The sequence below is a fragment of the Streptomyces sp. NBC_00094 genome (assembly GCF_026343125.1).
In the GTDB taxonomy this organism is placed as follows: Bacteria; Actinomycetota; Actinomycetes; order Streptomycetales; family Streptomycetaceae; genus Streptomyces.
Genome location: NZ_JAPEMB010000001.1, coordinates 4,174,814 through 4,185,968, shown reverse-complemented (window position 1 = coordinate 4,185,968; position 11,155 = coordinate 4,174,814). Strand labels below are relative to the sequence as shown.

Genomic DNA, 11,155 nt, shown 5'->3' with positions numbered 1-11,155 from the left:
ACCCCTGTCAAGGTCGGCGACCGTACGCCCCGGGCGCGCGAACGCCGGACGGCCCGCACGCCGGTACCGAAGTACCGGCGCACAGGCCGTCGTTCACACCGCGGTCACACCCCCCGCCGGGCCGGCTCCCGTGCTGCTGCCGACTACCACCACGGGTAGAAGTTCACCACCGCGTTCGACTGGTCGATGTGGGTGAACGCGGAGCCGTTCACGCTCGCCGTGTTGTTCTGGTTGGAGGCACCGGAACCGGTCGCCACCTGCTGCGTGGTGGTCGAGTTTCCGTTGTTGTCCCCACCCACGCCGCTGCCGATGATCGTGGCGACGCTCGTGTTCGATCCGTCGTCCGCGAACCCACCGTTGTCGGCCTGGGCCACCCCGGTGAAGAGCGCGGCGGCGAGGGGCAGGGCGGCGGCAGCGGCGAGAACGCGGGCGGTACGGATGCTTGCCATGTCTGTTCCTCCGGGAACTGAAACTGATGCTTTGCACGGAACTGCTTCGAGAACTGCTTCGAGTGACTGCCTCGAGTAACTGCTCTGAACTTCAGCCATTACCAAGGCGGTTGGCCGTCCGCCTCGGTCGTTGTGCTCGACGTCGCGAATCCAGAGTTGCCCACCGAATCCCCGTCGAACCACCCCGGAGCGGCTTATTCCCCCGCAAGCGTGAGGACAGGTCGATAAACCCCGGCGAAGCAGAAGCGCGCAGCTCAGGCGACCGCGAAGGGGTGCGTGGCCGAAGAAATCGGTGCGCGCCAAGGGAGGAAGCGTTCCGGCAGATTTTCCGCCAATCCTTCTCTCGGAAAGACGGCCCGGCGCGTCCCGGGGACGGCGCATTCGAACGCGTCAACCACCCGGGCTGCCCTGTTCTACGGAACGTCCCGCCTGCCCACCGCCGCTTCGAAGGCCGCGTACGCCCCCGCGTCGAACAGCACGAACCGCACCTCCTCCACCTCGGTACGGGCCGCCCGTACGGTCTCCACGGCGATCCGGGCCCCGTCCTCCATCGGCCAGCCGTAGATCCCGGTGGAGATCGCGGGAAACGCGACCGTACGGTCGCCCAACTCGTCGGCCACCCGGAGCGATTCTCGGTAGCAGGAGGCCAGCAGCGCCGACCGGTCCTCGTCCCGCGACCAGACGGGTCCGACGGTGTGGATCACGTGCCGGGCCGGCAGCCGCCCCGCGGTGGTCGCCACGGCCCGACCGGTCGGCAGGCCCTTCCCGTAGTGGGAGCGCCGCAGGTCCTGACAGGCGGCGAGGATCTCCGGCCCGCCCTTCCGGTGGATGGCCCCGTCGACACCACCGCCCCCGAGCAGCGACGAGTTCGCGGCATTGACCACCGCGTCCGCCGCCTCGACGGTGATGTCCCCCTGAACGAGCACGATCCGCACCATGCCGAAAACTCTCCCACTCGGGCGTCAGCGCTCCGGGGTCAGCGCTCCGGCGTCAGCTTCATGGCAGGGGTGACAGGAGTCGAACCTGCGACATCCGGTTTTGGAGACCGGCGCTCTGGCCATCTGAGCTACACCCCTTTGGTGTGGCGAGAGCTTCCCATCCCGGTCGAGGGTGCCGCCACCGAGTATCGCGACGGGCGAGGCGGGCGAGGCGGGCAACACGATCCCACAGGTCATCAGCCACACTCCCGTCTCCGCGGTTCCCGGCCCTACCGGCCCCGTCCGCGGGGAGGGGGGCCGCTTTACCACCTCTCCGGACCGGGAAACCCCCGTCCGAAGCAGCCGGCGGCCACCGCACGGGATGATGCATACGTACGGGCTGACGGCGGCGGAAGCGGTGTCACGCGTACGAGTGGGTGTCGGGGCGCCGCGCCCGGCTCCGCGCAGCCGCCCCGTGGGGACGCGCGCCTCCGGATCCCGTCGGGCGGGAGAAGCGAAATGCCTGGCCCAGAAGGTGCTTCCGGCCCTCAATCGATCAGCGCTGTGTGCGTGTCTAATCCCAAGTCGACGCCTAAATTGTTCAGAATGTCACCTACTGCCCCAGTTGAAACTATGAGGTTTCGTCGCCTAGGAGCGTGTCATGCAGATTCGCAGGTGGCTCCCGGACCAGCCCACTCTCATCGGCCGTCACGACTGGCCGGACGAGGACGGCAAGGGAACACATCTGCGGCTCCGGGTCGGCTCCATCGTCGTGCTGGACCGGCGGGCGTGGCGTGTCCTGGAGATCACCGGTTACCCGGACAACTCATGGCCGAAATCCTATGAGAAGGCATGGCGCGACCACGTGGAGCTGTGGTGGCACGCCAACGAACTGCGGCGGGCCGAGAACCAGGCGTTCAAACCGGCCCCCGAGCGCGCCGAGTTCTACAGGCGACCGGTGGTGCTCGTGCTGCGCGACGAAAACCTGCCCCGGTCGGCGGTGAAGCACTGGTGCGCCCCCGCCAGCCTGGACTGGCAGGTCCTCCCCGAGCACTACGCCGTCTGCCGGGCCTGCGGCGAACTGCCGCCCTGCCACCACGGGGAGTACTGCCCGGAGGGCGGCCCCCGGCGTCCGGAGCAGAGCGGCGGGATCCCGCTCATCGTGCCGGAGGGCTGCTGCATGGGGTGCGCCGAGCAGATCAAACCCCGCATGCGGACCGTGCGTTTCCCCGGCCCCAACCTCTGGTACCCGGACCTCGGCGACGACACCGCGGTCTTCCACGCCCGCTCCTCCTGCGAGGACCAGGTGGAGTACTACCGCGCGCAGTGGCAGAGCGAGTACCCCCAGCCCGCCGCGCACCCGACCACGCCGGCGTTCCCGGGCTTCGACCACCTGGCCCTGCCCCGGGCCCGCCAGTACCAGACCCCGGCCCCGGCCCCCCAGTACCAGCCCCCGGCTCCGGCCCCGGCCCCGGCCCCCCAGTACCAACCCCCGGCCTCGGCCCCCCAGCACGGGATGGCCCCGGCCCCGGCCCCAGTCCCGCAGCACGACCAGGCTCAGGCACCCCAGCACGGACAGGGTTCAGTTCCCCAGCACGTACAGGATCACTTCGCGGTCCCCCAGCACGAGCAAAACCACTTCGCGGCCCCGCACATCCAGGAGGAGGCGCACACCTCCCTGGCCGTCGGCTCCGGCGCCTTCTCGCCGTCCTTCGGCGGCTACCGGACGGAGCCCGAGTCGTACCCCTCCGCCCTTCCGCCTCCCCCTCAGGGCGCGGCGCCCGCGCCCGCGGCCCCTCCCGTAGTCGCCGGGGACGCCGGCCCCGCCGTCCGGGCCGCGGAGGAGCTGAGCCGCTCCCTCACGGGCCGCCCGGTCTTCCACAACGCGGAGCAGGCGGCCCGGGTGATCGAGGAACTCACCGCGGCGGTCCGCAACATCGCCCTCTGCCTGAACGACCCACAGGCCCGCACCCACCCCTGAACCCACCCGCTCCCCTCACCACGGCACCGGGAACGCCGACGGCCCCTGACCGTTCCATCCGGTCAGGGGCCGTTCGCCTGCGGTGGGTGTGGGATTTGAACCCACGGTGACATCGCTGCCACGACGGTTTTCAAGACCGTTCCCTTAGGCCGCTCGGGCAACCCACCCTCGCCCCAGCCCACCTGGGGTGGAGCGGGCTACAGCGTACCGGCTGGGGAGCGGGGTGGGGCTTGGTCGGCCCAGGAGGGGGCTGAGTTAGAGTCCCTTGTTCACAAGATCTCCACAATTGAGTTTCGCGGCGTGCGCCGCGCGATTCCCGAAGGGTTGCAGGGTGCACGGCACGATCGACGGCTTCAGCTACGGCATGGTCACGCCCTTGGTGGGTTACGTGATGGCCTGTCTGGGAAGCGCCCTGGGCCTGCGCTGCACGGTCAGATCCCTCAGTACCGACCGTGCGCGGAAGCCCGGTTGGCTGGCGCTCGGTGCGACGTCCATCGGGTGTGGCATCTGGACCATGCACTTCATCGCCATGCTCGGCTTCCAGGTGCGGGAGACCCCGATCTCGTACGAAGCGTCCCTGACGTTCCTCAGCCTCCTGGTGGCCGTGGTCGTGGTCGGCATCGGCGTCTTCATCGTCGGCTACTTCGGTACCCGGCCGACCCCGCTGCTCGTCGCGGGCGTGCTCACCGGGCTCGGCGTCGCCGGAATGCACTACATGGGCATGGCGGCCATGCGGATGAACGGGCGGCTCGGCTACGACTCCGCCGTCGTCGTCCTGTCCGTCGTGATCGCCGTCGTGGCGGCGACCGCCGCGCTGTGGGCCGCGGTCTCGATCCGCGGCTTCCTCGCCAGCCTCGGCGCCAGTGTCGTCATGGGCGTCGCCGTGACCGGCATGCACTACACGGGCATGGCCGCCGTCAGCGTCCAGGTGAACGACGCCTCGCACTCGGCCGAGGGGTCCTCCCTCCTGAACGTGCTGCCCATGCTCGTCGGCCCCCTGATCTTCCTCGTCCTGGCCGCCGCCGTCGTGATGCTCGACCCGCTGCTGATCATGGGCGACGACGAGCCGCGCCGTCCCGCACACCGGAAGGGCCACGCGTCCGGCGGGCGGGCCGCCGACCGGGCGGGCGAGTTCGACGCCTCGCGGATCGACATCGAGGACGTCGGCACCGCCGACGGGGGGCCGTGGAGCCGGGAGACGTTCGCCGGGCCCTACACGTCCTCGTACGACCGGCGGCCGTGAGGTCATCCGGACGTGAGGTCGGGATGACGTGAGATCCGGATGACGTGACGTCGGAACGACGTGCCGGAGGGGAGCTACCGGTGTCGCCGGTGCTCCCCTCCCGTCGTCTCCCGTCCGTCAGCTGTCGCCCGTGCGCTCGCCGAGGGTGACCGTGGCCGTCGCCGTCTTGCCGTCCCGCTCGTAGGTGATCTTGACCGAGTCGCCGGGCTCGTGGGTCCAGATCTCGCTGATGAGCGTGGGGCCGCTGTCGATCGCGTGGCCGCCGAAGCCCGTGATCACGTCGCCGGCCCGGAGGCCCGCCTTCGCCGCCGGGCCGTTCGGGGTCACCGAGGCGGTGCCGCCGGAGCCCTGGGCGGCGATCGTGGCGCCCTCGCCCTGCTCGGTCATGTTCACGGTCGCGCCGATCACCGGGTAGACCGGCTTACCCGTCTTGATCAGCTGCTCGGCCACGTTCTTCGCCTGGTTGACCGGGATCGCGAAGCCGAGGCCGATCGAGCCCGCCTGGGACTGGCCGAAGCCGTTTCCGGTGGACTGGATCGCCGAGTTGATGCCGATCACCGCGCCGCTCGCGTCGAGCAGCGGGCCGCCGGAGTTGCCCGGGTTGATCGAGGCGTCGGTCTGCAGCGCGCTCATGTACGAGTTGCCGCCGCCCGAGCCGTCGCCCGAGGCCACCGGGCGGTTCTTGGCGCTGATGATGCCGGTCGTCACGGTGTTCGACAGACCGAAGGGCGCGCCGATCGCGATCGTCGAGTCGCCGACCGCCACCTGGTCCGAGTTGCCGAGCGGCAGCGGCTTCAGCCCCTTCGGCGCGCTCTTCAGCTTCAGTACCGCCACGTCGTAGCCCTGGGCCCGGCCGACGACCTCCGCGTCGTACGTCTTGCCGTCGGAGAAGGTCACGGAGAGCGTGCCGCCCTCCGCCGCCGACGCCACCACGTGGTTGTTGGTGACGATGTGGCCTTCCTGGTCGTACACGAAGCCGGTACCCGTACCGCCCTCGCTCTCGCCCTGCGACCCGCCGGACTTCGCCTGGATGGTGACGACGCTCGGCAGCGCCTTCGCCGCGACCGCGGCGACCGTGCCCGGGTCGCGCTTGAAGGAGGCCGGGGCCTCGCCCGAGGAGACCGTGGTCGAACCGGTGCCGCTGTCGCCGCGCTCGGCCGCCCAGTATCCGATGCCGCCGCCGACGCCACCCGCGACGAGCGCCGCGACGAGGACGGCCGCGACGAGGCCGCCGGTCCGCTTGCGGGGCGCCTCGGGTACGGGAGGGAGGGGTGCGCCCCAGGCCGGTACGGCCGGCGGGGGCGGCGGCCAGCCGCCGGCACCGGCCGGAGCCGCCGCGGGAGCGGGCGGCACGGGAGCGGTCGTCGGCGCGGGAGCCGGTGCGGGCGTCGGTGCAGGCGTCGGTTCGGGAGCCGGTTCGGGTGTCGGTTCGGGTGTCGGTGCGGGTGTCGGTGCGGACGTCGGCATCTTCATCGTCGCCGTCGGTTCGGCCGTCGGTTCAGTGGTCGGTCTCGGGGCGGGCTCCGGGGCCTGCCCCTGGGTCACCACCTCCGCCGGCGGTGCCGAAGGGACGGGAGGCGTCGGAGGGGCGGACGGGGCAGTCGAGTCCGCCGGAACCGCCGTGTCCTCGTTCTCGGTGCTCACAGCTCGCTCTCCTCGTTCACTGCTCGATCACTGCGCGGGGTGGTCATGCCTGGCTCAGGGTGTCGTCACCAGCTTTTCCCACAGGGCGTCGGGCCGCCGTAAGGCGGAGCTGTGCATTCACGCTCCATCCTTTATATACGGACAGAACGGACAGCTTCCGGTGTGCTCGCCACACCCCGCCAATGGCACCATGGCGCCGTGACTCACGCACGGCAGCACCCGAACAGCGCACCCGTCCAGGTCGTCGCCCACCGCGGAGCCTCCGAGGACGCCCCGGAGCACACCCTGGCCGCCTACGTGAAGGCCATCGAGGACGGCGCCGACGCCCTGGAGTGCGACGTCCGGCTCACCGCCGACGGGCACCTCGTCTGCGTCCACGACCGTCGCGTCAACCGGACGTCGAACGGCCGCGGAGCCGTCTCCGCCCTCGAACTCGCCGACCTCGCCGCGCTCGACTTCGGCGCCTGGAAGGAACGCGAGGAGCGGGACGACACCTCGGAGAGTCCCGACTGGGGAGACCCCGGGTACACCTCGGTGCTCACCCTGGAGCGCCTCCTGGAGCTCGTCTCCGACGCCGGGCGCCGGGTCGAGCTGGCCATCGAGACCAAGCACCCCACCCGTTGGGCGGGCCAGGTCGAGGAGCGGCTCCTCCAGCTCCTGAAGCGGTTCGGCCTCGACGCCCCGTCAGCCCCCGCCGACTCCCCCGTACGGGTCATGAGCTTCTCGGCCCGCTCCCTGCACCGGATCGCCGCCGCCTCGCCGACCCTGCCGACCGTCTCCCTCTCCCAGTTCGTCTCCCCGCGGCTGCGCGACGGACGCCTTCCCGCGGGCGCGCGCGTGGCGGGCCCCTCGATCCGGATCGTCCGCCACCATCCCGCCGTGATCCTGCGGCTGCAGAAGGCCGGTCACCAGGTCCACGTCTGGACGGTGGACGAACCCGAGGACGTCGAGCTCTGCGTACGCCTGGGCGTGGACGCGATCATCACCAACCGCCCCAAGCAGGTGCTCGCCCACCTGGGGCGCGGCTGAACTTCCACCCCACCCGTCACACCCTTCACAGGGCTTACGGGGTGTGCACCGGCGCGTTCGGCACGTACGCGATCGTCACGAGTGCGACACCCCACGTACGTTGGCCGGTTTCCGGCCCAGGCCATCGGGGCATCCACACGGTGCGTGGGGCAAAGGAGGTCTCGGGGGTGGCGTTGGTGGTGGCACAAGAGGTGCCCACGTCGTCGAGCATGGCCGTACCCCATGGCCCTGCCGGCGTGGGTGAGGCGAGACACCGGATGCGGGACGAGCTGTACCGCAGCGGGGTGTCCGAATCGGTCGTCGACGACGCGGTACTGATCCTTTCGGAGCTGCTCAGCAATGCCTGTCGCCACGGCAGGCCGCTGGGGCGGGCGGAGCGGGGCGAAGGCGATGTCCGGGCGGCCTGGCGGGTCGACCCCGCGGGTGGGCTGCGCGTCGAGGTGACGGACGGCGGTGGTCCGACGAGACCCGTGCCGTCCACTCCCTCGGTCACCGCGCGCGGCGGACGCGGGCTGAACATCATCGGCGCGCTGGCCCAGGACTGGGGCGTACGGGACAGCGCGACCGGCGAGGTCACGGTCTGGGTGGTGGTCACCGAGGGACACCGCCGCGAGGACTTCGCGGCGCGCGTCGGCGGCGGCTCCGGCTTCGACTTCCTCGACGCGTACGACGATCTGGACTGACACCTTCCTCGACGCGTACGAGATCCGGACCGTCGCCTTTCTGGATGCGTGCGAGATCCGGGCCGGCATCCTTCTCGACGCGTACGACGATCCGGGCAGGCGCCTTCGTGGCCGCGTACGACGATCCGGGCCGGCACCGTTCCCGACGCGTACGACGATCCGGGCAGGCACCGTTCCCGACGCGTACGACGATCCGGGCAGGCACCGTTCCCGACGCGTACGACGATCCGGACTCGCACCGGCTCCGTGTCTTCACCGCGCCCCGCCTGAGGGGCGGCGGTGTCCGGTGCGGCTAGGCTCGCGCCCGATACAGCACGCACACAGCACCGCCGCGATCGGGAGAAAGCCACACCATGGCCAAGAAGCGCCCCCAGACGAAGGCCGGCAAGGCCGGCCAGGCACAGGTCACGAGCGGGGAGATCCCGGTCGTCGGCGCGCGCGAGCCCTGCCCGTGCGGCTCGGGCCGCCGCTACAAGGCGTGTCACGGCCGGACCGCCTCGCACGCCGTGACCGAGCTCGTCCAGCGCCCCTTCGAGGGCCTGCCCGGCGAGTGCGACTGGGTCGCGCTCCGCGAGCTGGTGCCCGCCGCCACCGTGCCGCTCACCCTGAAGGGCGGGCTGCCCGAGGGCGTGCCGTCCGTGACGCTCGCGACCGTGCTGCCGATGGCATGGCCGGCGCTGCGCCGCGACGACGGCTCCGTCCTCCTCGCCCTGCAGAACGACTCCTCCTCCGGCGACCTCGCCCGCGACCTCGCCGACACCCTCCAGCGCGCCCTGGAGACCGAGCCGGGCACCCCCGTCCCGCCGCGTCGCGTGCCGGCCGAGGGCCCGCGCCTGCAGGAGCTGCTCGACGCGGACGCCCCGTTCGCCCCCGAGGTCCACACCGGCTTCGAGTTCTGGATCCCGCAGTCCGCGGAGGGTGCCGACCCCGAGGTCGCCGCCTCCCTGGAGCGGGCCAACGCCGCCGCGATCCCGACGGTGAAGCTGACCGGTGTCGACGCCGCGTACTGGTGCGAGACCCCGGACAAGAACCACCTGCGCTGGGTCATGCCGTACCCGGAGGAGAAGCTCCTCGACGCGCTCGCCCGCCTCCAGGCCGGCGAGGGCACCTCCCTCGGCCAGGACACCCGGCTCGTCGGCTCGTTCCGCGCCCACGGTCTGATGGTGCCGGTCTGGGACCTGCCGACCGCCATGACCGCCGAGGAGTGCGAGAAGCCGGCCGCCGCGTTCGCCGAGCGGCTCACCGAGGCGCTCGCCTCGGACGCCCCGCTCACGGCCGAGGAGCGTCGGGCGCGCGGCGGCCTCACGAACCGTCAGGTGACTCTCAGCTGATACCCCAGGTGGTATCGGTGACTGACAGACCGACCAGTCGGTGACTTCCGCCACAACCCCGGTCTTCGGGCGGTAATTCCCTGTCCGAATAACCGAGATCGAATTTGCGAACCGCAGATCTCTTGTTACCGTTCTGGAAGCCCGGTCGCTGGTGCATCCCCCGTCGCCAGCGACCGGGCGTTTCCATGCCCGCTCCCGGCCGCGCCGGAGCTGGGCGGTCAACTTCCTTGCGAGTCCGCCGTGTTGCTGCCCGATCGCAGCAGCAACGGGGTGCTGCCCCCCTCGCCGGCGCCCGCGAATTCCGCCACCGCCGTATAGGACCTGGCCTCACCACGACCGCGCTCCCTGGGCGTTTCACAGGTTCCCGGTTCGTCCTGCGCCAGGACGGGGCACCGCACTTGCACGGTCCGCCCGCCGGGCGCCATCAGAGTGAGGAACCCGTCGAGCTCCTGGCCCGTGGCGTTCCGGTAGTACGTACGCGCCCAGGTGTCCGGCCCCTCGGCCAGGACGCAGGTCTGCGCCTCGATCCCCTCGGGAGAGGCGAGTTCCGGCCCACAATGCGTGACCCGCTCCGGCGTGGCCGGAGCGGCGGAGGGGGCGGAGGGGGCTGAGGGGGCTGAGGGGGCTGAGGAAGCGGGGGACGCGGCGCGGTCGGCGGTGGGAGAGACCGGTGTACGGGGCTGGGGCCCGGACCCGAGTCCCAGCCCGAGGCCCGACAACAGGTCCCCGCCCCCGCTCCCGTCCCCGGGCTTCGCGTCGCCCGCGCCGGCCGGTCGTACGGGATCGGCCGTCGGGCCCGTCGGGCCGGCGACCGCGACGATCGGCAGCAGGACGGCGACCGCGACGGCGGTCCCGAGTCCGGCCATGCGGAGTTTCGCCGGGCTCATCACCGGACTCATGCGACCCACCTGCTCTTTCGCCCGGGTTCTTCGACGGGTGGGGCGAACATATCGGCGGTCGGCGGGCGCCCGGTCGGCCGCACGCCCGTTTCCCCTGCAAGTCGGGCCAGGACACACCCGTTCGGGTGAACGACCCGCCGCCAGGACCCGACCGCGACCCCGCCACCGCCCGGGCCCGACCGCCGTCAGTACGTGAGTCGGCTCCCGCCGCCCGGTGTGCTCGTGCTCGCCTCGACCAGGGCGTCCACCACCGCCTCGACGTCCGGCAGCCACGGCCGGGACGAGCCCGCGAGCGGCGCCCGCTCCCACCGCACCTGTCCGGTCCCCGCGACCGAGGGCGGCAGCAGCAGATAGCCGCCCTCGCCGTGGAACCGCAGCGAGCTGGGCACGCTGTCCTTCGCGTACAACAGCTCGCCGAGCCGTTCGAGGCTGTACGGGGCGACGAGGATCGACCACCGCGTCGGCGTCGCCACCACCGGCCCGAGCCGCATGCCCATCGCGGCGAGCGCCGTCAGCGCCCGGGCTCCCGCCACCGCGGGCAGGCTCACCGCGCAGGGCGCGTCGCCGCCGGTGGCCAGGACCACCGGGGCGTCCGGGCGCCTCGTCCACCACCAGCGGATCATCCGCTCGTCGGTGGTGGCCGCGAGCAGCCCGGGGTCGTACGGGTGCGCTCCGGGCACCGCGCACTCGAGGTCGGGGCAGGCACAGGCCGCCCCCGCAGCCGTACGGGTCGTCGTCGCCAGGCTCACGCCCGGCAGGACGGGCCAGTCCCACTCGACGGCGAAGGTGACCGCCGCGTCGAGCCGGGCGGTCCTCGCCTTGCGCCGGAACCGGAGCCTGCGTCGCCTTCCGAGGATCTCGCGCATGAGCGCTCGTTCCTTTCCGTTGAACGCCGAATCCACATCACACCATGTGCAGATCTCTTCACCGTGCGTATCAGCGCGTACAAGGTCGGTGGTGCGCCGCCCCGCACCGAAGC

9 protein-coding genes, 2 tRNA genes and 1 pseudogene are annotated in these 11,155 nt (G+C 71.7%); 5 read left to right on the top strand and 7 right to left on the bottom strand.

Annotated features, from left to right (window positions below; all coding sequences use genetic code 11):
* Positions 1 to 143: 143 nt before the first annotated feature.
* The 3 genes from OG580_RS18400 to OG580_RS18390 all read right to left on the bottom strand — a co-directional run bounded on the left by OG580_RS18400 (position 144) and on the right by OG580_RS18390 (position 1,525).
* The gene (locus tag OG580_RS18400; RefSeq protein ID WP_055642378.1) at positions 144 to 449 is read right to left on the bottom strand and encodes a hypothetical protein; all 306 of its coding nucleotides are present in this window, start codon (positions 447 to 449) and stop codon (positions 144 to 146) included.
* Between the two features lie 413 nt (positions 450 to 862).
* Positions 863 to 1,387, bottom strand: coding sequence for an O-acetyl-ADP-ribose deacetylase (locus OG580_RS18395; protein ID WP_267044767.1), 525 nt, complete (start codon positions 1,385 to 1,387; stop codon positions 863 to 865).
* Positions 1,388 to 1,448: 61 nt separating this feature from the next.
* Positions 1,449 to 1,525 (bottom strand) — tRNA-Trp (locus OG580_RS18390).
* 502 nt (positions 1,526 to 2,027) lie between these two features.
* Here OG580_RS18390 and OG580_RS18385 point away from each other — a divergent pair.
* Positions 2,028 to 3,347: a hypothetical protein gene (locus OG580_RS18385; RefSeq protein ID WP_267044766.1), complete on the top strand. Its 1,320-nt coding sequence runs from the start codon at positions 2,028 to 2,030 to the stop codon at positions 3,345 to 3,347.
* 80 nt (positions 3,348 to 3,427) lie between these two features.
* Here OG580_RS18385 and OG580_RS18380 read toward each other — a convergent pair.
* Positions 3,428 to 3,514: transfer RNA gene (locus tag OG580_RS18380), tRNA-Ser, on the bottom strand.
* Between the two features lie 164 nt (positions 3,515 to 3,678).
* Here OG580_RS18380 and OG580_RS18375 point away from each other — a divergent pair.
* On the top strand, positions 3,679 to 4,590 hold the full coding sequence (locus OG580_RS18375; RefSeq protein ID WP_267044765.1) for an MHYT domain-containing protein: 912 nt from the start codon (positions 3,679 to 3,681) through the stop codon (positions 4,588 to 4,590).
* 117 nt (positions 4,591 to 4,707) lie between these two features.
* Here OG580_RS18375 and OG580_RS18370 read toward each other — a convergent pair whose 3' ends face one another.
* Entirely contained in the window at positions 4,708 to 6,234 is a 1,527-nt protein-coding gene (locus OG580_RS18370; RefSeq protein WP_267044764.1) for a S1C family serine protease, read from the bottom strand.
* Between the two features lie 198 nt (positions 6,235 to 6,432).
* Here OG580_RS18370 and OG580_RS18365 point away from each other — a divergent pair, with 198 nt between their 5' ends.
* From OG580_RS18365 to OG580_RS18355, 3 genes and pseudogenes are all read left to right on the top strand, one after another.
* Complete coding sequence (locus OG580_RS18365) at positions 6,433 to 7,263, top strand: glycerophosphodiester phosphodiesterase (protein WP_267044763.1); 831 nt, start codon at positions 6,433 to 6,435, stop codon at positions 7,261 to 7,263.
* A gap of 81 nt (positions 7,264 to 7,344) precedes the next feature.
* A pseudogene (locus OG580_RS18360) lies at positions 7,345 to 7,946 on the top strand (ATP-binding protein).
* 353 nt (positions 7,947 to 8,299) lie between these two features.
* Complete coding sequence (locus OG580_RS18355) at positions 8,300 to 9,277, top strand: DUF5926 family protein (RefSeq protein WP_267044762.1); 978 nt, start codon at positions 8,300 to 8,302, stop codon at positions 9,275 to 9,277.
* A 218-nt stretch (positions 9,278 to 9,495) separates the two neighbouring features.
* Here OG580_RS18355 and OG580_RS18350 read toward each other — a convergent pair whose 3' ends face one another.
* Complete coding sequence (locus OG580_RS18350) at positions 9,496 to 10,176, bottom strand: hypothetical protein (protein WP_267044761.1); 681 nt, start codon at positions 10,174 to 10,176, stop codon at positions 9,496 to 9,498.
* Positions 10,177 to 10,361: 185 nt separating this feature from the next.
* Entirely contained in the window at positions 10,362 to 11,042 is a 681-nt protein-coding gene (locus OG580_RS18345) for a bifunctional DNA primase/polymerase (RefSeq protein WP_267044760.1), read from the bottom strand.
* Between the last annotated feature and the right edge of the window lie 113 nt (positions 11,043 to 11,155).